This is a genomic window from Psychromonas sp. L1A2, assembly GCF_009828855.1.
GTDB lineage: Bacteria > Pseudomonadota > Gammaproteobacteria > Enterobacterales > Psychromonadaceae > Psychromonas.
Window position 1 is genome coordinate 1,105,202 of the sequence record NZ_WUAG01000001.1, and the last position, 20,765, is coordinate 1,125,966.

20 protein-coding genes and 1 pseudogene are annotated in these 20,765 nt (G+C 36.0%); 5 read left to right on the plus strand and 16 right to left on the minus strand.

Annotated elements, in window-relative coordinates; all coding sequences use genetic code 11:
• Positions 1-16 precede the first annotated feature (16 nt).
• The 7 genes and pseudogenes from GQR59_RS18600 to GQR59_RS04890 all read right to left on the minus strand — a co-directional run.
• Positions 17-270, minus strand: a pseudogene (locus tag GQR59_RS18600) (hypothetical protein); the annotation flags it as partial.
• Between the two features lie 364 nt (positions 271-634).
• Positions 635-1,483 carry an SGNH/GDSL hydrolase family protein gene (locus tag GQR59_RS04865; protein ID WP_268892964.1) on the minus strand — a complete coding sequence of 283 codons (849 nt, stop codon included), beginning with the start codon at positions 1,481-1,483 and terminating at the stop codon, positions 635-637.
• Between the two features lie 103 nt (positions 1,484-1,586).
• Positions 1,587-2,573, minus strand: a complete 987-nt coding sequence (locus GQR59_RS04870) for an ABC transporter substrate-binding protein (protein WP_160060937.1) — start codon at positions 2,571-2,573, stop codon at positions 1,587-1,589.
• 803 nt (positions 2,574-3,376) lie between these two features.
• Positions 3,377-3,940, minus strand: coding sequence for a YhcB family protein (locus GQR59_RS04875; RefSeq protein WP_160060938.1), 564 nt, complete (start codon positions 3,938-3,940; stop codon positions 3,377-3,379).
• 265 nt (positions 3,941-4,205) lie between these two features.
• A complete protein-coding gene (locus GQR59_RS04880; RefSeq protein ID WP_025565798.1) occupies positions 4,206-4,460 on the minus strand; it encodes a hypothetical protein in 255 nt (84 codons plus the stop codon).
• Positions 4,461-5,071: 611 nt separating this feature from the next.
• The gene (locus tag GQR59_RS04885; RefSeq protein WP_160062416.1) at positions 5,072-5,569 is read right to left on the minus strand and encodes an Hsp20 family protein; all 498 of its coding nucleotides are present in this window, start codon (positions 5,567-5,569) and stop codon (positions 5,072-5,074) included.
• 175 nt (positions 5,570-5,744) lie between these two features.
• Positions 5,745-6,644 carry a LysR family transcriptional regulator gene (locus GQR59_RS04890; protein ID WP_160060939.1) on the minus strand — a complete coding sequence of 300 codons (900 nt, stop codon included), beginning with the start codon at positions 6,642-6,644 and terminating at the stop codon, positions 5,745-5,747.
• A gap of 123 nt (positions 6,645-6,767) precedes the next feature.
• On the opposite strand from GQR59_RS04890, the gene GQR59_RS04895 reads away from it, so the two are divergent.
• Positions 6,768-7,931, plus strand: a complete 1,164-nt coding sequence (locus tag GQR59_RS04895) for an alpha-hydroxy acid oxidase (protein WP_236546653.1) — start codon at positions 6,768-6,770, stop codon at positions 7,929-7,931.
• Between the two features lie 246 nt (positions 7,932-8,177).
• Here GQR59_RS04895 and GQR59_RS04900 read toward each other — a convergent pair whose 3' ends face one another.
• The 3 genes from GQR59_RS04900 to queC form a co-directional block, all read right to left on the minus strand.
• Complete coding sequence (locus GQR59_RS04900) at positions 8,178-8,882, minus strand: DUF3581 domain-containing protein (protein WP_160060940.1); 705 nt, start codon at positions 8,880-8,882, stop codon at positions 8,178-8,180.
• Between the two features lie 161 nt (positions 8,883-9,043).
• Entirely contained in the window at positions 9,044-9,700 is a 657-nt protein-coding gene (locus tag GQR59_RS04905; protein WP_160060941.1) for a cupin domain-containing protein, read from the minus strand.
• Between the two features lie 51 nt (positions 9,701-9,751).
• A complete protein-coding gene (queC, locus tag GQR59_RS04910; protein ID WP_268892992.1) occupies positions 9,752-10,447 on the minus strand; it encodes a 7-cyano-7-deazaguanine synthase QueC in 696 nt (231 codons plus the stop codon).
• Between the two features lie 150 nt (positions 10,448-10,597).
• On the opposite strand from queC, the gene queE reads away from it, so the two are divergent.
• A complete protein-coding gene (queE, locus tag GQR59_RS04915) occupies positions 10,598-11,275 on the plus strand; it encodes a 7-carboxy-7-deazaguanine synthase QueE (RefSeq protein WP_160060943.1) in 678 nt (225 codons plus the stop codon).
• A 176-nt stretch (positions 11,276-11,451) separates the two neighbouring features.
• Here queE and GQR59_RS04920 read toward each other — a convergent pair whose 3' ends face one another.
• Positions 11,452-12,312 (minus strand): polysaccharide lyase family 7 protein, encoded by an 861-nt coding sequence (locus tag GQR59_RS04920; RefSeq protein ID WP_160060944.1) that lies wholly within the window; start codon positions 12,310-12,312, stop codon positions 11,452-11,454.
• Positions 12,313-12,597: 285 nt separating this feature from the next.
• Positions 12,598-12,969: a GFA family protein gene (locus GQR59_RS04925; protein WP_236546654.1), complete on the minus strand. Its 372-nt coding sequence runs from the start codon at positions 12,967-12,969 to the stop codon at positions 12,598-12,600.
• A 362-nt stretch (positions 12,970-13,331) separates the two neighbouring features.
• Here GQR59_RS04925 and GQR59_RS04930 point away from each other — a divergent pair, with 362 nt between their 5' ends.
• Complete coding sequence (locus GQR59_RS04930; protein ID WP_160060945.1) at positions 13,332-14,459, plus strand: M14 family metallopeptidase; 1,128 nt, start codon at positions 13,332-13,334, stop codon at positions 14,457-14,459.
• Between the two features lie 125 nt (positions 14,460-14,584).
• Here the strand turns inward: GQR59_RS04930 and GQR59_RS04935 are convergent, their stop codons facing one another.
• From GQR59_RS04935 to GQR59_RS04945, 3 genes are all read right to left on the minus strand, one after another.
• On the minus strand, positions 14,585-15,835 hold the full coding sequence (locus GQR59_RS04935) for a leucine-rich repeat-containing protein kinase family protein (protein WP_160060946.1): 1,251 nt from the start codon (positions 15,833-15,835) through the stop codon (positions 14,585-14,587).
• Between the two features lie 122 nt (positions 15,836-15,957).
• A complete protein-coding gene (locus GQR59_RS04940; protein ID WP_236546655.1) occupies positions 15,958-16,668 on the minus strand; it encodes a DUF1624 domain-containing protein in 711 nt (236 codons plus the stop codon).
• A 78-nt stretch (positions 16,669-16,746) separates the two neighbouring features.
• Positions 16,747-17,361: a LysE/ArgO family amino acid transporter gene (locus GQR59_RS04945; protein WP_236546656.1), complete on the minus strand. Its 615-nt coding sequence runs from the start codon at positions 17,359-17,361 to the stop codon at positions 16,747-16,749.
• A 199-nt stretch (positions 17,362-17,560) separates the two neighbouring features.
• Here GQR59_RS04945 and GQR59_RS04950 point away from each other — a divergent pair, with 199 nt between their 5' ends.
• Complete coding sequence (locus tag GQR59_RS04950) at positions 17,561-18,457, plus strand: LysR family transcriptional regulator ArgP (RefSeq protein WP_160060948.1); 897 nt, start codon at positions 17,561-17,563, stop codon at positions 18,455-18,457.
• A gap of 279 nt (positions 18,458-18,736) precedes the next feature.
• On the opposite strand, the gene GQR59_RS04955 is transcribed toward GQR59_RS04950, so the two are convergent.
• On the minus strand, positions 18,737-19,183 hold the full coding sequence (locus GQR59_RS04955) for an Rrf2 family transcriptional regulator (RefSeq protein ID WP_160060949.1): 447 nt from the start codon (positions 19,181-19,183) through the stop codon (positions 18,737-18,739).
• A 233-nt stretch (positions 19,184-19,416) separates the two neighbouring features.
• Here GQR59_RS04955 and hmpA point away from each other — a divergent pair, with 233 nt between their 5' ends.
• Positions 19,417-20,610, plus strand: a complete 1,194-nt coding sequence (hmpA, locus tag GQR59_RS04960; RefSeq protein WP_160060950.1) for an NO-inducible flavohemoprotein — start codon at positions 19,417-19,419, stop codon at positions 20,608-20,610.
• Positions 20,611-20,765: the final 155 nt, after the last annotated feature.

A 20,765-nucleotide genomic window follows, 5' to 3' on the forward strand; every position in this document is an offset into this window, starting at 1 on the left:
GTGCATGCGGCTCATCTTATGATGAATAGTGAATATTAATCCACAATTCTTTAATGATATCAAACCTTGTCTGACTAAAAACTCATTACTGATCGCTATATTGATCCCTTTGGTTTTCGAACTACGACAAGGTCCTTTACCGGTGATTCCACAGGAAATGGCTAAACGTTCACTGACTCCTAGTTTGATCAATGATCTTACTTTCGTCCGTGGTTTTCGCCATTGCCGCCAGTAGCACATTCGCAGTCGGTGACGGATCCAATGGTCTAGCTTACAAAAGTACGGGACACCCAAATATTATAAACATTAATTAGACAGGACGAGCGAAGACGAGTTAATACCTAAACTATTATTGGGCTGACAATAGTTGAAGTTATTAATATCAAGCCGTATTGATTAATGTTCTATTGATATTTTTTAAAATATTGGATGTCCCATACTTTCCAGGTTAGGTAATAAGCGAGCGCTTGAAGCTATTACGGTTGATATGCTAGAAAAAAGTGCTTTATTATATAAATGGAATTATTGAATTCGGGTAGTCAGTTAAGCTCGAGTCTAATAACTTTCTCAACTGGATGCATAACGGCTACCATCGTTTTTGCTAAAATAAAAAGCAGTAAAAAAACGCCTGAATCTAAGGTTTATTGTGAAAACTATTATTTGTAGGTGATAAATATTTATAAAGGTAATCAGCTATTTTACTATGGGCTTCGGTCATATAATGCCAATGATCAAACCAGAACCATTGACCTATTTTAGGATATTTACCTGTTTCTATCCACGGTGTTGTGATATTTTCAAACTTTTTAGAAATTTCATTTATAGCTAAGTTTGCATCAAATAAATCAATCGTTATTGTTTGATACTTTTGATTGAGTTCATGAATTGCTAAATTAATTAGTTGGTTATATTCTTTAAATGTACTTTGTGCGGTTTTATTTTTGTTCTGATAATAATTAAAACTCTGATAATTTTTATCCGTATAACCTGGGAATACTAAGGTCGTATTTAGATTCCAAAGAAGTATGTGTTTTACGCCTTTAGAGAATAGTTGTTTTAATCCCTCTATTACGTTTTCCATCACTTGTATTGCAGATATGTTGATATCTGGATCATGTAAGTCGTTGTAGCCAATCTCAACTACGACTAATGTATTGTCCATATTTGTTGCTGGTGTATATTGTTCGGTTTGCCATAACAACCCAGACCAATCTCTCGCATTACTTCGATAGTTCCCTTTACCTGATGTAGCTCCGCCCCAAGCTCTAACATCAAGAGTTGTTAAATCCATTTTTTTGGCTAAATATTCAGCCCACACTTTGCCATTGGAGTAGCGTTGAAAGCCATGTCCATTTTCAAAGCCGTTGTCAGACATGCTATCCCCAAATACTACAAGGTGATGAATATCTAAGTCTAATTGTGTACGAATAGAGTCATTATTTAACAATGTTATCGTTTCTTTTTTAATTTTCAGGGGTCGCACCAAGAGTCAGCAACATACATAAAAAGCATAATGAGCTGACTCGCGGATTGTTTTATTATTATTTTTTAGTTCTGTCATGTTCATATTAAATTTAAATAAATGATTAAAGTGCCTTGGCAACTTTATCAGCTATTTCTGGTGTTAACCATGTACGCCAAATATCTGGTCTTGCAGTTAAAAAATATTCCATCGCAGTTTTACCATCAGCCTGATTTTCTTCTACCCAAGCTAATAATTTGTTCATTTGGGCATTAGTAAAACTACGCTTATTCATGTATTTCACAATTTGAGGTTCGCGAACTGCAAAAGGTTCAGTAATCACTGTATAAACTATTGTTGGTGGATGCATGGTTACTTTAGGTGATTCACAATCGATATTGGTTGTGCAGTTGGCATATTCATCTTCATCTACACCTGTGCCAAAATCGACTTTGACCATATCATATTTACCTAGGACTGCTGTCGGTGCCCAGTAGTAGCCAAACCAAGGTTTATGTTGGAAGTTTGCTTTAGCAAGCGAGGCTGAAAGTGCAACGCCTGAACCTGGATCAATTAAATCAAAATCTGCTTTATCTAGTTCGAGTGCAGTGAATAAATTAGCTGAGGCAGTTTGACAGCTCCAGCTAGAAGGGCAGCTATAAAAAGCAGATTTATCAGGATCTTCTGGATGTGTGAAGAGTTTTGCATGTTTAATAACTCCTTGAATAGTCGATAGTTCAGGGTATTCATCTACCATATATTTAGGCACCCAAAAACCTTCTTCTCCACCATCACTTAGTGATTTACCGCCATAACGTATCCGCTTATCATTGATACCTTTTTCGAGTATTTCTTTAAATGCATTAGTCCATATTTCTGGCGCGATATCGGGTTCGCCTCTTTCGTACATTGAGGTCAATGTTATTGTGTTATCTCCTGGGATTAGTTCTGTTTCACAACCAAACCCTTTTTCTAAAATAAAACTATCAATATTGGCTATCAAGGTTGCAGATGCCCAACTCATTTCTGCAATGGTGACTTTTCCACATGTTTGTTCTGCGAATACAGAAGGGCTAATAAAAAACAATAGTGCTAATAATCTAATTTTCATTTTGTTTTTATTCCAGTTGTTTAATTTATGTTCAATTAATATAACACATAGAAATACTTATAATTCATATTCTTAGCGAATACATGGATTCTAGGTGATTATGAAAATGGATTTATAAACAATAATCATTTTTATTCGCTGAGAATTAAATAATTTATGATTTAGTAAAAATAATTGCGGGGGGAGACCTTCCTTTTACCTTTTTTAATTCTTTAGCTATGTTTGATATGAATGAACAATATTAGATAAGGCTGGGCATCCAAACCTTTAATCAATATTTAAAAAGTAGTCTGCTTTTAAAGGAAAATAGGGTCAAGTTTTGTTTTTTGCCTTTTAAAAATACGACATCAAAATCCCCATAAAAACGATGCTCGATGTGGCTACAACTTTCCCACCGTAAAGCTTTCCCAAGCGATAAATGACTTTCAGCAACAGCAAACAGGACGTTTGCTGTAAGTTCATTCAGCACATGGATATGCTGAATGAGCTGGTGCGTTAAGAAAGACAATTAGCGTTTGGATAAGAAAGTGATTCGGTGGCCAGTTTCTTTGCATCCTTTCTTTTCTGGTAAAAGAAAGGATGTCGCCGACAGGGTGAAATCTCAGTTGATAAAAGCCTAATTGCCCAAATGAGCGTAGACGAACCAAAAAAATAAAAGAAAAAGTACAGGATATCCAAACCTTTTAGCTAATATTTAAATAGGCTCTAAAAGGCAATTATGTAGGATTATTTATAGATATCATATAGTCGCAATTGCAACTAACTGTATCAGTTCAGACTATATTTTATCTGGGTTACCAACTTTACTTTGTTTCTTCTTTTTTAACTTCGGTTTCAGCTTCTTCAGTTTTAGTTGTTTCAGGATCTTCTGATTTCACTTCAGTGTCAGTTGCTTCAGCGTCTTCTGATTTCACTTCAGTGTCAGTTGTTTGAACGTCTTCAGAGTTAACTTCAGTGTCAGTTGCTTCAGCTTCTTCCGGGTTAACTTCAGTGTCAGTTGCTTCAACTTCCTCAGGTTTAATTTCAGTTTCAGCTATTTCAATTTCTTCATCTGTATCATCTGATTGTTTTAATAATGGAAATTGAGTGGTTGCTGTCTCGCCTAATAGTGACTGTGATTGATCTGCCATGTGATTGTAAAGAGCTTGGTAGCTATTCGCCACTTGTCCCATTAGTTCTGCGCTACTATTAAAGTGCTCATTGACTTGTGTTTTGTATGTTTCCAATTCTATTTTGTTTTTATCAAGCTCTTCTTGTTGTTTAGAAGCTTTGCTTTTACCAAGTGTTAAATGATAAATAAGAAAGCCAATAAGGCCACCGGCAATAAGCGCTAAGAGTAAAGGTATCAATTCATTTGATTCGTTCATATTTATTTCCCTATATTAATATTGTTGTGAATGATAAGCATCAAGACTATTTAATGATCAAAGTTATTCTGTAATGGGTTAATAGTTGTTTAATTATACTATAAATAGTTTTCAAATCAGGTGTTCAAAAGAGAAAGTGTGCAGCACCTAATAACTTAATTGTGATATTTTTAGTTCTATCTTTTTATCATGTCGTTATTGCATGCCAATAAATATTTGCTATCCACACTTAAAAAGTACCATTCATCCATGAACATTGCTCTATTTAGTCATTACCTATAGCTAACTCAGCTTCGATTTGCTCAACGTAATTTTTTGTTGAAAACAGTGGAAGCGGTCGACTTAAACCGAAGAATGCATTGATATGTTTAATAGCGGGTAACTTTCCACTTTCTTTCAATACTGCCGTGGTTGTTGTCTTAAGTTCAGCTAAATCGATACGATGCTCCATGGCAAATGTTTCAACTGGTTTATATGTGGTTTTTTCTGAGAAAATATTTGCGAAGTCACTGTATCCCATTGTTTTGTATCCTTAAACTTTAATGTTGTTGTTGTGGAGTTTATTATCGTCAATAAGCATTACTTACAGAAGTAAGAAGACTAAATCGCCTGAAAGAGGAAGTATGTGACATCCATAATTTTTTGACTACTTATATTTTTAGTTTTACCTTTTACGATGTGTTTTCTAAGAAAAAATATGAGGCTGTTATAAGAGGCAGATTCAACCTTGAAGTACATAACTGCTAAGCAGCTAACGCTACCGTATACTCAGCCATATAATTGACGTGTAGTACTTTCAGGTTTCCCTTTTAATCAGCCATTTCTGAGACTGCTAATTACTGCTGTATTTCACGTTGTGTTTGAAGGTGTTATATATGCAGTGTAATACCAAAAGAATTAATAAGGTGATCATTCTTGCTGGTTAAAGTCCCCCCTAACTGCGTTGTGAGTTTTGAAGTGAGAACAACTATCTCCTACAACTCCCGCCTTATTAGTGTTAATTTTTCCTGCGCAATCTCTAATCACTTATTTAATTCCATTGGTATAAATAAATATAAGTTTACCCAAAGTAAAGAGGCAGTTTTACTGCCTCTTTTTTGTGCCCACTTTATCCTATTGATAAAAAAGCTTTTAAGCGACTTTGTCTTTATTTTTACTGTTATCGTTAATCACTTTTTCTTGTTTTTGGTGAGTTAAAGATTTATCAACTTGATTGATTGAAATCTTTTTAGGTTTCATGGTTTCTGGGATCTCTTTAACCAAGTTAATATTTAACAAACCATTAGAGAGAGCTGCGCCTGTTACTCCAACATAATCTGCCAAATTGAATTTACGTTCGAAGGATTGGTGAGGGATCCCTTGGTGTAAATATTTGTGCTCTTCTTGCGTATTCTGTTTATTGCCTGAAATAGTTAATACGCCTTTTTCAACTTGAATATCTAACTCGTCTTGTGAAAAACCTGCTACAGCAAGTGATATCGTATACTCATTTTCACCCAGTATTTCGATATTATAAGGTGGGTAACCTGATGCTTTTGTGTCTGTGCTTAACGCGTGATCAATCAATGAGGCTAATCGATCAAAGCCAACACTATTACGGTAAAGGGGAGTTAAATCAATTGTATTCATCATAAGTCTCCTTGGAGTAAATAAAATAAAACAATAAGCGATGAGTCATTATCAGTGTGTCATCGCATCACACTATTATATTTAGGGGGGCTAAAAATAGTTTTCAAGAGTTAGTGTAAAATTTTTTTGTTTTTTTATGAAGTCTATAGAGAGATTATTCATCTCATTAGTTTGTTTAAAAGTATTCTTTTTTATCTGCATAGGCTTGCTTTAGATGTTCAATTAAACGCTTCAACTTTTCAGGTAAATGTTTGGTGAAAGGGTAAATGGCATAAACGCCGAGTTGTCTCGGTGTAAAGTCAGGCAAAATACTGATTAATTGTCCTTTTTGTAGATCTTCATAAACACAACAACGTGGCACATAGACAATACCAAAACCTGCTAAGGCAGCTTTACGCAATGCTTGTGCATTATTGGTGGCTAAACTACCACTAATACGCACTGTTTCTTCTATTCCATCTTTGGTGAATCGCCAGTCAAAAGACCCTTGAGCTTGATAAGTATAAGCAAGACAATTATGTGTTTTGAGCGCTTCAATGGTGGTGACTTCACCATATTTATCTCTATAGCTTGGCGAACAACACACCACCCAGTTAGATTTAATTAATGGTTTTGCTATCAAACTAGAATCTTCTAATTTTCCGGTTCGTATTGCGAGATCTAAACCTTCTTCTACAAGGTTAACGAAGTGATTTTCAAGTCGCATATCAACACTGATATTAGGATATTTTTGACAAAAGTCAGCGATAGCCTCCGCGAGTAATAGCTCACCTGAAATAGTAGGAACGGACAGCTTGATATGCCCACTTAAACCTTGACTAAAAGCAGAGACAGACGCAATCGCATCACTGACTTGGCCTTCTATGTTTTTAGCATGGACATACAGGTTTTCTCCGGCTTCCGTTAAGCTCAAACGACGTGTAGTCCGGTGAATTAGTTGCACACCGAGTGATTGCTCTAATTTTGTAATTCGTTTACTGAGTGCTGGGGTTGATAAGTCTGCTTGCAGTGCGGCTTTACTGAAAGAACCTGTATCTGCGACGTAAGCAAACAAAGTGAGATCTGCTGAATTCAATTTTATTAGGCCGTTTTAAGAAAGAGTTTATTATTTTATGTCGTATTTATTAGAAATCAATCAAGGACTATAGTGAGTTACAGGATCCCATTCACAAATAATTAAAAAGAAAGGAAGACGACAATGACATTGAAGTTCATGAGATTAAAAGATTGCCATAATTTTCAAGATTTTCGTACCTTGGCTAAAAAACGTTTACCCAGTCCTATCTTTAATTATATTGATGGTGGCTCAGATGACGAAACAACCTATCGACGTAATACTGCAGCTTTTGAAACCTGTGATTTGATACCGAGTGTACTGGCGGGTGTTAAAGATGTGGACTTATCTGTGACGGTAATGGGGCAAAAATTAGCAATGCCGGTTTATTGTTCACCAACGGCATTACAACGTTTATTTCATCATCAAGGTGAAAGGGCGGTCGCTGGTGCCGCTGAAAAATACGGCACTATGTTTGGCGTGTCGTCATTGGGTACCGTGAGCATGGAGGAAATTGCAAAACAAACCAATACACCTCAGGTCTATCAATTTTATTTTCATAAAGATCGTGAATTAAACAAAGCCATGATGCAACGGGCAAAAACAGCTGGGGTGCAAGTCATGATGTTAACGGTTGACTCAATCACGGGTGGTAATCGAGAGCGAGATTTACGTACGGGCTTCTCAATTCCATTTCGGTTAAACCTAAGTGGCATGTTGCAGTTTGTGCTGAAACCGATGTGGGGCATTAATTATGTGACGCATGAACCTTTTAGTTTACCGCAGCTGGATGAGCATGTGGATATGGGAAATGGTGCGACCTCGATTGGTGACTATTTCACTAATATGCTCGATCCATCAATGGATTGGGATGATGTCGCTGAGATGGTTAAGTTTTGGGATGGCCAATTCTGTTTAAAAGGTATTATGAGCCGAGAAGATGCTAGAAAAGCCGTTGAAATTGGTTGCACGGGTATCATTATTTCTAATCATGGAGGACGTCAATTGGATGGTTCTCGCAGTTCTTTTGATCAATTAGCTGAAATAGTGGCTGAAGTGGGTGACGAAATAGATGTTATTTTTGATAGCGGTGTTCAGCGAGGAACGCATGTATTAAAAGCATTGTCATTAGGTGCAAAAGCAGTCGGTATTGGACGAATGTATTTATACCCGCTTGGTGCTGCAGGTCAACCGGGTGTAGAAAGAGCATTGGGTTTAATGCGTGCAGAGTTGGAGCGAGATATGAAGCTAATGGGGAAAACATCTGTGAGTCAGCTTTCTAGCGATAATCTACGTTTTCGAACTTAGGGTTTGAGTTTTATATTTAAGCTTAAAGTTTTATGTTTAGGCTCAGATATCGGATTAAGATCTAGGTGCTGACTTGAGGCTTCGCAACGCGAGGTGAATGGGTTAAAAGTGGATAGTTTAGAATCTCAATAAGATAGTAGACTCCAGATAAACTCAAGCCTTTTTGAAAGTACTAAAAAAAGCCAGTGAATACACTGGCTTTATCTATTGATAACAACGTTTAAATACAATGAGACAAGTAATAATTTAAAACGCGTTACGATTTGCTAAATAGTTTTCAGCAAAAGCGGTTATCGAATCATGGTCGTATGGTTTAAGCCCGCCAACCACTACCGTTTTTACACCGCGTCCAATCACTTTTTCGCCATCATAGATATCAAAGTGTAAAAATTCATTGGCACGTTTAGCTTCCACTTCTAACGTACTTTCTGCTAGTTCAACGTGTACTGGGTTATTTAAGCTTAAGGTATCAAATTCGAAGTTCATGCTGTTGTACATCACTAATGGACGCGCAGGATTAAACATCACGTTATTTTCTTTCATTAATGGCATCAATAACGTAGGGAAATTTTGACCAGAAAAAACCACGTATTTTTTGATCAATGACTCAATCAGTTCAATATCGTCGCTCGATTTTCCTGATTTTTTAATTTCTAAGACACTTTTACCTTGATCATTTGTCACGATAATATGGTCACTATCAGTCTTTGGAAAATTCAGTGCAACATTATCACCAACCATGTTAGTAAAGGTGAAATTCATTGATTCACTAACACCGTATTCTTTTAATGCTAATGCAAATAATAGATCTCCCGGAACACAAAATCGTTTTGAATCAGGATCATGAATAGGATTAAAATCTTGGCATTCTTTTTTAGCAAAAACACTCGCTTGCTCTGCGCTAATTTTGATGCTGCTTTCTTGCTGGGTATAATATGGATCTAATAACATCTCAGCTCTCTAATATAAAAACGTATAGGCGCGGAATAAATTGGGCCAGATATAGGGTTAACCTAGCATTTTATAAAAAAAATTAACGTTATGGAATAGTAAAAGTGCAAATAATATGCAAATTAAAAGTAAAATTCTAACTTTAAAGGAGAGATTTTATATTAATTTAGTGGTAGATGCCCCGTTTTCACTAATATAATAGTTTCTTCTTCTACGAACGGAGTATGTTGGCTCATGTGAGGGCTACGTATCCAAGTATGTTTTGGGTAGGCTCCAAACTCATCTTGAAAAGTACCTGATATCACTAATATTTCTTCTCCTGCAAAGTGTCTGTGTGGTTGAAATTTTTCCCCTGCAGGCCATTTTACTAATGCGGTATGCTGGGTTTCAACACTATGTAAAGGCATTACTTGTAAATGGCCGATACCCGGTAACCATTTCGATGTTGTTGTATTGATTCGAACGGTTTCTAAATCAGTTGCAATAAACTGATTCAGTTTGACAAAAATAAGACTGCCTTGTTCGCTGAAAGGTTTGTGGCGACTACCTGGCGGGTTACGTAAATAACTGCCGGCAGGGTAATCTCCATCTTGATCTGAAAATATACCTTCTAACACGAAAATCTCTTCACCTTGTGGGTGTGGATGCTCACTAAAATAAGAGTTTGCTGCATATTCAACAATGCTGGTGACATGTACTTGATCTTCTGATCTTGCTAATGGTTTACGCCTAACGCCAGCCATTGGACTATTGAGCCAAGGTTGTTGTTGGGTATCAATGACCACTTTTTTGCTGAAATCGAGGTTAATATTTTTCATTCGCGCTTTTATCACTCAGTTTTTAGTGCAGAATATTCAAGTACATTGAATTTAAGCTTCGTAAGCTATCGGGTCTGTTATGCCATTTTTTTCGAAGGCTTGTAAGCGTTCAACACAGCTGCCGCATTGACCACAGGCTTGTTCGCGACCGTTATAACAGGTCCATGTTTTAGCATAATCTAAACCCATTCTAATGCCGTCTTTTAAAATACCTATTTTGTCCGTTTGTAGATAAGGGGCATGGATTTCAGTTTTTTCGTAGTTAGCAACAGCAGCCACATCATTCATTTTTTCAAGAAAAATTGGGCGGCAATCAGGGTAAATATCATCATGATCGCCAGAATGCGCACCGTAATAAACTTGGTCTGCTTTTAATGAAACGGCATAACCAATTGCTAACGATAATAAAATCATATTACGATTTGGCACCACAGTGTTAAGCATATTACTTTCTTCGTAATCACCTTGTGCCACTTCTATTGAACTATCAGTTAATGATGAGCCACCAATGATTTGATTGATTGAGGTAATATCAATGACTTTATGATGAACGCCTAGTTCTTTACAAACCTGCTCTGCAACTTGTACTTCTTTAACATGGCGTTGCCCATAATCAAAAGTTAATGCATAAGGTGTTAAACCTTCTTCAATGGCTTTGTGTAAAACAGTATATGAGTCCATCCCACCTGAATATATAACGACAACTTTTTTGCTCATAACACTGTGTTTCCTATTGTATTGCTTGATAGCGAAGTGATCTCTGGATGTTTATAAAGCCCAGTCCAATAGCTATTTAATAGCACTATTTACGTTGCTGACTTTACATCTTACGATATCACGGGTATAAAAACAGCCCACTAAAAGAGTGAGCAAGATCAAATAAGGCATTTTACGTCAATGACACAAAACTATAAAGTAAATGAACTGTTTCAAACCATTCAAGGCGAAGGTTTTTATACTGGTGTGCCTGCCATTTTTGTTCGTTTACAAGGGTGTGATGTTGGCTGTGCTTGGTGTGATACTAAACATACTTGGGAAATTGATCCTGCTAAAAAGTCTGATTTAATTTTATTGACCGATAAAAGCAATGAATCTGACCGTTGGGCAGATAGCTCAGCGAAAGACATTGTTGATGAAATTAAACGTTTAGGTTATAGCGCAAAGTTAATCGTGATCACTGGTGGTGAGCCTTGTATGTATGACTTGCGAGAGTTAACTCAAGTACTACATGAGTTTGGTTTTACGATTCAATTAGAAACGAGTGGTACTTATCCTGTTCTAGTCGATGCACAAACTTGGGTTACTTTGTCACCTAAAGTGAATATGCGTGGTAAAAAAGAAGTGTTAAAAGAAGCATTGGAACGTGCTAATGAAATTAAGCATCCAGTGGGCACTGAAAAAGATATCGAGCAATTAGATGTTTTATTATCGAAAATAACATCTATTAAAGATAAAACGATTTGCTTACAACCTATTTCGCAAAAAGCAAAAGCCACCGTGTTATGTATGAAAATATGTATTGAACGTAATTGGCGCTTGTCAGTACAAATGCATAAGTATTTACAGATCGATTAAGCTTTTTACTGACTATTTCCCGTTTCAGGTTTGAAGTGAATGATGCCGTCGGTACGAGGTTTATCATGTTAATATTTATACAATAAACGCTTTAATAGGCTCTCCTGTACTTAATGGAGGGCCTATTTTTTGAGTTAAGCCTTTAAGCTATTTATTGTGATTGGTATTAATTAAGTTTATTTAGTTTCTAACGCTTTATATTCAAGTTTATTGAAATGCGCTTCACTCATACCATTAGTGAATTGATTGTATACGCCAGCTTTAAAGTAGCTTAACAGGTGGCGCCAGTAATCAATATCATGTTCAACAAGACGTTTACCATCTACATCAATGATTAACTGTTTATTGCCGACCGTGATGTCAAAAGCCGTTGCTTTATTTAAGGGAGCTTTACCTAAATCATATTTCTTATAGGCTACATCTGCTTTACACATCTCTTTATCTTTATTCTTTTTACCAAATGATCCTTTACAAATGACTGCATTATTTTTAACCATTGCCCAGAAATGGCCTTTTACTGAATTAGCATCTTCTTTCCAAACAACACGAAGTAGGGGATGCGGCACATTGTGTGTACCTTGGTTATCTAACCCTTTGTTATGTACTTGCAGGAAAGTGATTTCATTTTGTTTAGAATTTGAGTTCTTCATTGAAGCAACTGGATCAATAATTTCCACTTCTGCACTTAACGTATAAAGTTTATTGGGTAAATCAGTACGAAAGTTTTTATGGACGCGGACTTCGTTGCGAAGGTGATCATTTTTCATTTTGAAAACAAGTGCTTCGCTTTTTTTATCAACATAGAAATATTGATTAACAATTCCAGTAAAGTTACCGTCTAATGCAAAATATTCTTTGTTGCCTTTTTTACCTTCCGCATCTGAAATCTGCAATTCTGATTCAGTTAATACATGTTGAAATTGAGTGTAGTTAGCTGGTTCGCCTAATGCTCCATCTTGATTAGAAAACTGAACATTTGCAGTCGAAAAAGAAGATATCGCCATGAGAGTCGAGATAGCAAGTAGTTGTTTTTTCATTAAAATAACCTTATGTCATATTGTAGTATTTATTTGAAATTAACATGAAGGTTAAATTAATAGCGTCGATTTGGTCTGGTTTTATGGATCAGGAATTAGCTTTTTAATCGCATTGTGAGCTAGAGCACAGGCATCGTGTATAAGCTTAGAAAAGAGAATTAGAGCACTACTACCATAAGGTACTACACAGTTAGATAGTCGGTCGTTTACATCATAATAAGCTTCCAATGTTTAGTTTAATATTCTTTATTTAATACTTTTTATTTAATACCTTTTATTTAATGTTCACTTCATTCCTGCGCCCACGGTAGAGCGAACTGGAATATCTTTTAAAGCGATACCCTTTAAATCAAGCTCTTTTAAGCAAAATACATTCACGCCAAAATAATCAGGTGTAACGCGCTTACGGTGAAAAGGGTAGATACCACAGATCTTACAAAAGTAATGTTCTGCGGTATTGGTATGGAATTGATAGGTGGTTAGATAGTCCTTTCCTACAATAATATGCATCGCACTTTCATGTACTTTTACCATTAACGCATTTTTTCTGATACAAATAGAACAATCGCATGTCGTCAGCTCCATAAAGTCGCTTTCAATTTCAAACTGAACGGCTTCACAATGGCAAGTTCCTTGAACTTTTTTTATATTATTCACTTATTTTCCTTGTTTTAAACGACTTAAAATAGGGTTTTAAACTATAAAAAATATTCTATTACTTCAATATAAGCCGGTCTAGTAAGCGTCTACATTCTTTACTCTATAGCAATTTACGTTAGCAGATTTGTATTGGTACTTCCAATTGGATTATTTAAGCTAATAGGGGATAGTTTTTATTGGAATGAGTAAAGGATTGTCCTTATCCTTTTTAGGTTATGAGTAACTAACTGGTTTATAAATAACTAACTTAATAAGCGCCGTTAGATTAAATTGCTAGGCATTGATTAACTCTGCTTTGTTGTTTGTTTAGGATCGTTTATGCTCAGGGTAACTCGTAAATTACTAATTAAGGAAAAGTTATGCGTATCACTGCTAATTTCGATGCAGGTAATATTGAAGTTATAAATCTAGAAGATAAAAAAGACATTCAATTGGCTATTCGTCCAGACTTTGGCGGGGAGTTTTTTCAATGGTTTAACTTTCGTATCGACGGTGAAGTAGGCGAACAATATATTCTTAATATTCTTAATGCAGGTGAAGCATCTTATCTTGAAGGTTGGGACAACTATCAAGCCGTGGCTTCTTATGATCGCCAGCATTGGTTTCGCCTACCAACATTCTATAAAGATGGAAAGCTAACTATTGTTGCAGATATGGATTGTGAAACTATCCAAATTGCTTACTTTGCGCCTTACAGTTACGAACGCCATCAAGATTTGCTTGCTGCCGTACAAATGCACCCGTTAGTGAGTCTTGAACATTTAGGTGAAACGTTAGATAAACGTGATTTAACGTTAGTCAAAATTGGTGATGGTGATGCTAATAAACGTAATATATGGATCACTGCACGTCAGCACCCTGGTGAGACAATGGCGGAATGGCTAGTTGATGGTTTAATGCATAGTTTGTTAGACAGCGATAATGCGACGGGTAAATTACTCTTAGATAAAGCAAACTTCTATATCGTTCCTAACATGAATCCAGATGGTAGTGTGCGCGGTCATCTACGTACCAATGCCGCAGGTGTCAACTTAAATCGAGAATGGTTAAACCCAAGCATCGAAAAAAGCCCTGAGGTATTTCATGTTATTAATAAAATGAAAGAAGTAGGCGTTGATCTCTTTTATGATGTGCATGGTGATGAAGCATTACCTTTTGTCTTTTTAGCAGGATCGCAAGGCACACCGAGTTATAACGATCGTTTAGCTAAATTACGTGATCGATTCTCTGAGGTATTTAAATTAGCCAGTGCAGATTTCCAATCTGAGTTTGGTTATGACGTTGATGCACCGGGTGAAGCGAATATGACGGTCGCGACAAACTGGGTTGCTGAGCACTTCGATTGCGTTGCTAATACATTAGAAATGCCTTTTAAAGATAACGACAATGTACCAGATCCAACAATGGGGTGGTCACCAGAGCGCTCAGTTAAATTAGGTGAAGCATCACTCGTTGCTATGTTAGCGGTTGTTGACGACCTACGTTAGTCAACATATATAAGTACTTTGCTATGGTCTATAAATGAAAAAAGCCTAACAAATTAAATTTGTTAGGCTTTTTTTAGCTTAAGTCGTTAGTTTTATATTTAAAGAAATTTTGTGTATCAACAAACTTATGCTTGAACTAACGCTTTTAACATTTGATAGTCTGGCGACTTTTTATCGTTAACATCACAAATTTTCAACAAGTCATCAATAAAATGCATCAGCGCTCGTCGTTCTATTTCTTTAATACTTTCTTTAACGACTGGCAGTAGCATGTGGTACATACTGGCTGCGCCAAAATCGCCAAAAATAATATTGGATTGTTGATCAAACAAGGTATTGTGCGCATAAAGGTCACCATGACATACTTGGTTATTATGTAGATGTTCAAACACTTGTTGCATTTGCTCTACTATCTTCTTAATGCTTTCAATGGATAAACTAAACCCTGATTCAAAAGTATCACGCGTACAGGTTTGAAAGTCTGGCGGTAAACCCAGGTTTTTAAAGTGAGTCGGGATTAGTTCCATCACTAATGCTAGATAATTACTTTCGTTGACTTGTGCTACGGATTTTACTAGATTTTTGTGAGTTCCTACTTTTAAACAAGCTTGTAATTCATCTTGAGGGTATCCATCGCTGGTCACTTCCCCTTTAAAGACTTTAACTGCAATATCTTCTGGAAAAGAATCTGCTTGGTTAACTGTGTTATTCCACTTTGTTTGGTAAATAATGCCTGATGCACCTTGGCCTAATACCTCTAATAAACGGTAGTCAGTTGAAGCCACTTCGGGTACTGATTTGATATGTAAATCAGTTTCGCAAAAAGGGTTACCTGAAAAAGCTAACCAAGCTAACTTAGGTAGTATTAATATTTGTATTGGAAAAGCTAATAATTGGTTAGCTGAAATACGCAATAATTCAAGGTTAACCAACTGATCTATACTTTTAGGTAACCGTTTAAGTTGATTACCTGCCAGTGCTAGTTTTTGCAAACGTTTTCGTTCACCTAATGCTTCTGGCAAGCTGGTTATTTTATTATCAGTTAAAATTAACCAACGTAGTTGTAGCGGTAATGACTCAGCAGGCACTTCTTGTATTTGATTCGATTTAAAACCAACCATTTCTAATAATGGACAAGCGCCTAAAGCGGCTGGTAATACTTTAAAGCAATTATTAGAAGCAAAAAGAATCTTAAGGTGAGTCAGTTGCTTTATTTCATCGGGTAGGGTGGTTAGTTGATTGTTCGATAAATCCAATATTTCTAAGCTATCAGCTAAGGTTAAAATCTCCATTGGAAATTCTGTCAAATTCTCTGATAGTTGTAAGCGTTTAATGCCTGTTAGTTTTCCTGCTTTAAGTTGCGCAATGCTCTGCAAAATAGACTTCCTAATAATTAAATAAACGGTTACTTGGTTTTTTGAGGTTACTGGTCACTATGTTGTTTATTGTATCGCTACTGCTTCATTATATAAACAACCGCGTCATTAATATAAAACAGTTATAGCTTACTAATTGCCAACATAGCACCATACATTATAGGTTGATGAATAAGATAAATAGCTAATGAATGTCTGCCAAGGTAGGCCAATTTATTACTAATAATATTGTTTGTTATTTTGATATTAAATAACGACTTATGCATAAAGTATATACCAATTAACACGGGAGAAATCCAAGGGATAAAGCTCACTAAATCAGTCGTTTTTCTAGGAATATCTAAGTGTTCTACTGACCATAACCAGATAGGCCGCATACTTATCCAATCGAGTTGATAACTTATTAAGCAAGCAACACCAATCACGAGTGCTGTATTGGGTAAGCGTGCGAATAGGACCGAGATAGGTAAAGCAACGGCAATAAAATGAATAATACCAAAATAGACCCAAGCATTAGGGTACATAAATAAACTGCCTATTGTTAGCAGTAAGGCGACAACAACTAATTTTGTGACGGTTTTACTTAGCTTTATTAAATTAACTTGTTTTGAATAAACTAAATAACTGCTCATTCCTACTGCTAATAAAAAACCAGTTACAATAATCGCTCTAAAGACACGCCATTCGATATCTTTATTGGTATTAATATCTAGCCAGTCGAAAGCGGCAAGGTTATAACAAAAGTGAAATATCACCATCAAGACAATTGCCGTCCCACGTAATATATCGACTTCATTAACTCTTACATTACGTGTGTTTGATAGATTGCTCACTGATGACTTCCTTTTATCTTTTAACTATTCTTTGATAGCGTAGTGATTACTTTCTATTTTTTACTTTTAAGTAATCATTTAATTTGTAATAACATAATATAGTAAATAAGCGGCTATCACCCACATCATAATGGCAATGACAAAGTCGATAATTTGTTGGCTTCTTGGTTTAGATAAAATGGGAGCCAATTTTTGTCCTAATAAAGAAAGGCCAAAGAACCAAATAAATGAGGCGCTTACACCACCAAATACAAACCAAGGGCGCTCATCGGCTGTTAAATTAGCGGCAAACCCACCTAATATTACAATCGTATCAATGTACACATGTGGATTTAAAATAGTAAATGCACAACAGGCTAATACGATAGCTTTGAAACTTCTACTTTTACTGTCAGTTTGTAAATGATTACCGCCTGCAAACGCACTCTTAAAACATAAAGAACCGTAATAGAACATAAAAATTGCACCGAGTATGCCAATACTGGTTAGTAACCATGGAAAAGTCGTAAATACTTTTGCACCTCCCCATACACCGACAGACATAAAGATGGCATCCGCAAGTGAACAAAATATCGCAACAAATAAATGATGTTGACGACGTATTCCTTGATTTAATACAAACGCATTCTGCATGCCGATTGGCATAATTAAGGTGGCCATTAGCGTTAAACCAGTGAAGTAAGTGCTGAACATAGTTACTCAATAATAGGTGATGAAAAAGAGGTCGCTACTATAATTTCATTTAACTAGTTAGTGTAGCTAATAAAATTAATGTTTCATTAAAATTTCTAATGTTGAAGTGTTAAACTTATAATAAGTAGGACGTTAAATTTTAAAATGTATACTTTTTAAGTATTTAACGTGTGGGTTTCGAACTTAAGGTGGCGAAAATATGGATTTAAGTAATGTTGATTATAAGTTGCTAAAAGCATTGGATGCAGTGGTGATGGAGCAAAGCTTTGACCGAGCTGCACAGCGTCTTTTTATTACACAATCCGCCGTATCTCAACGTATTAAATTACTTGAAAAACACTTTGGTGAACCCTTATTGATCCGTTCTACACCACCACAGGCTTCACATTTAGGGCGTTTATTACTTGGGCATTATCAACGTGTATTACAATTAGAGATGGAGCTTAACCAACAGTTAGATCTTCAAAGTAATCAAGCCCAAACGCTGCCTTTAGCTGTTAATGCAGATAGCTTAGCCAGCTGGTTAATTACGGCACTAAGCCCGTTACTGCAGACTAAAAATATCCAATTAAATTTATTTGTTCAAGACGAATCCACTACCTGGGAAAGAATGCGCAGTGGAGAAGCATTAGCTTGTTTAAGCAGTAAAGCTAAAGCGATTAGTGGTAGTGATAGTCATTTTTTGGGTTATATGGAATATGTGTGCGTGGCCAGCCCTAACTTCATAGCACGTTTCTTTAAACAAGGCGTGAATAAGCAAACATTACAACATGCGCCTGCAATGTCTTTCGATCAGTATGACGATATGCATTTAGCTTTTTTACGAGAGCACTTTGGGTTACAAATGGGTCAATATCCTTGCCATACGATACGTTCATCTGAAGCTTTTATTGATTTAACGTTAGCCAGTGGTGCTTATAGTTTTAATAGTCACTTCAGTGTCGAAGCCCATTTAAAAAGTGGTCAGCTGGTGGATATTTTGCCAGAACATAAGGTACGTGTTCCTTTGTACTGGCATTGTTGGCAATTAGGTGGAGAATTAATGCAACAGTTTAGTGATCAAGTGATAAGTTATGCTCGACAAGTATTGAAGTAGCATTTTATTACTTAACCTCAGTTCTGGGTAAACAAAGCGGTACAACAGCGCTATTTCCGCGGATTTCTGCGTTAACATTATCTCTCAATAACCCGTTATTGCTTCAATAATTCGCATTGAACTACGCAAAAACTACGCAAAACTAACGGCACTGACTAGTAAAAAATATACCTTCTGATTTTAAATATAATTGCGATTTCATTAACCAGAATGGAGGTTACTTAGTATTTAAGTTTAATGCTACATGAAAACTAAATTTATATTAAAACCAAATATTCATTAAAGTTGAACAGGGTCGTTGAGGTCTAATGTCCAAACGTCATTACTTTTTGCAAGACAAATGTCTGCTAAGGTGTGCTTGTTTAATTCATCTAAAAACGCCTGCATTGCTTTATTTAAAATCGGTTTAACAAGGCAAACACGTTGTAATCGGCAAGGTGGCTCAGAACAATTAATGGGATCAAGTGTATTTTCCATGATCGCAACCACTTCACCTATATTAATTAAATCAGCTGATTTAGCTAACTTAATACCGCCACTTTTTCCTCTAACTGTTTGAATAAAACCTGCTTTCCCTAAATGGTGCACAACTTTGGTTAAATGATTAAATGAGATACCAAAAAGTGAGGCAATATCGGTCGCTTTAGATAATGACTCCTGCTCAAGCTGTGTATTGAGGTAAATTAAAACACGAATTGCATAATCCGTATGTTTAGTTAATTGCAATCTTTTGACCTTTTCATTGTATAAATCCTTTTATTTTCATCTGTAAGCTAAGCTTTATGGATAGTGAATCGTCTTCGTTTCTATTCGTCTTTATATCGATATTTTCTATTATAACGTAGAAATTCTTGTTAGTTTTTAATTATGCATTCTATTTGCATGTTTTAAAATAAGTATTTAGTATACAGGTTATGGAATTAAACAAGTATTTAAAATGCAACTTAAAAGGGCGAGCTATGTTAACTGACAATGAAATAAAAATTATAAAATCAAGTGCACCTGCGTTAGCTGAATACGGAGAGCAGATCACCGGGCGATTTTACCAAATATTATTAGAGAAAAACCCTGAACTAAAAAATATTTTTAATATGACAAACCAAAAAAGCGGTAATCAAAAACAAGCGTTAGCAATGGCGGTGTATGCTTTTTCTAAATACGTTGATAATTTATCAGTTATTTTAGGGGACGTTGAACGTATCGCTCAAAAGCATGCAAGCTTAGGTATTAAACCAGAGCATTATCCATTAGTCGGCGCGGCGTTGTTGGAGTCAATTAAAGAAATATTAAATCCTGGTGATGACGTTATTTCAGCTTGGGCAAGCGGGTATGGTGTATTAGCTAATGTATTCATTGAAAGAGAAAAACAGCTATACCAAGAGAGCGCAGAAAAAGAGGGCGGTTGGTCAGAAACACGTGAATTTACTGTAGTGAAAAAACGCCAAGAAACGCCATTAATCACATCATTCTATTTACAGCCTAGCGACCAAGGTAAAGTATCTACCTACCAAGCAGGGCAATATATTGCATTACATTTACATCCTGAAGGCGCACCGAATCATCAAATTCGTCAATACAGTTTATCTGGTGCGTTTGATCAAAGCGGCTATCGTATTTCAGTTAAAAAAGAACAGAATGAACAGGGTGATGGGTTAATTTCTAACTATTTACATGAGAAGCTTGAACAAGGCGGCACGGTACAAGTTTCTAACCCTTATGGTGAGTTCGTATTGCAGGAAACACTACGCCCAGTGGTATTGATTAGTGGTGGTGTAGGTATCACGCCAATGCAAGCCATGTTAGAAACATTAGCAACTCAGACTCCATCTCGAGAAACCCATTTTGTACACGGTACATTGAATGAATTACATCACGCATTTATGCATAAATTAGATGAATTAGCGGATGCTGGAAAAGTACAGGCTCATATTTTTTATCAAGATAAAGAGGCGTCATCCCAACAAGATAAAACCCACCAAGGTATTATCAATATTGATGCTATTAAAGGCGAATTGCCATTAACAGAAGCTGAGTTTTATCTTTGTGGTCCATTAGCGATGATGAAAGCGGTATATAAACAATTAAAAGCACTACAGGTTAATGATGATCAAATATTTTATGAAGTATTCGGTCCTTCTAAAACATTAGCTTAACTCTCTTTGAGGGATATTTTAATACCAAAGTCACTTATTAATTGATTCTGTATGTACGCTTCTACGTCTAACATGGATTAGTTAATAAAGTGACTCGTTATAAAGGTATGTCTTAAATGTCGCCTCAAGTGACTGAATTTGATTGGATATAAAAG

Bases quoted from the DNA above. Each gene is read 5' to 3' on its own strand.
- GQR59_RS04870 (WP_160060937.1), bottom strand. From the start codon at position 2,573: ATGAAAATTAGATTATTAGCACTATTGTTTTTTATTAGCCCTTCTGTA.
- GQR59_RS04920 (WP_160060944.1), bottom strand. From the start codon at position 12,312: ATGAAAAAACAACTACTTGCTATCTCGACTCTCATGGCGATATCTTCT.
- hmpA (WP_160060950.1), top strand. From the start codon at position 19,417: ATGTTAACTGACAATGAAATAAAAATTATAAAATCAAGTGCACCTGCG.
- GQR59_RS04885 (WP_160062416.1), bottom strand. From the start codon at position 5,569: ATGAATACAATTGATTTAACTCCCCTTTACCGTAATAGTGTTGGCTTT.
- GQR59_RS04895 (WP_236546653.1), top strand. From the start codon at position 6,768: ATGACATTGAAGTTCATGAGATTAAAAGATTGCCATAATTTTCAAGAT.
- queE (WP_160060943.1), top strand. From the start codon at position 10,598: ATGACACAAAACTATAAAGTAAATGAACTGTTTCAAACCATTCAAGGC.
- GQR59_RS04875 (WP_160060938.1), bottom strand. From the start codon at position 3,940: ATGAACGAATCAAATGAATTGATACCTTTACTCTTAGCGCTTATTGCC.
- GQR59_RS04880 (WP_025565798.1), bottom strand. From the start codon at position 4,460: ATGGGATACAGTGACTTCGCAAATATTTTCTCAGAAAAAACCACATAT.
- GQR59_RS04930 (WP_160060945.1), top strand. From the start codon at position 13,332: ATGCGTATCACTGCTAATTTCGATGCAGGTAATATTGAAGTTATAAAT.
- GQR59_RS04945 (WP_236546656.1), bottom strand. From the start codon at position 17,361: ATGTTCAGCACTTACTTCACTGGTTTAACGCTAATGGCCACCTTAATT.
- GQR59_RS04950 (WP_160060948.1), top strand. From the start codon at position 17,561: ATGGATTTAAGTAATGTTGATTATAAGTTGCTAAAAGCATTGGATGCA.
- GQR59_RS04900 (WP_160060940.1), bottom strand. From the start codon at position 8,882: ATGTTATTAGATCCATATTATACCCAGCAAGAAAGCAGCATCAAAATT.
- GQR59_RS04905 (WP_160060941.1), bottom strand. From the start codon at position 9,700: ATGAAAAATATTAACCTCGATTTCAGCAAAAAAGTGGTCATTGATACC.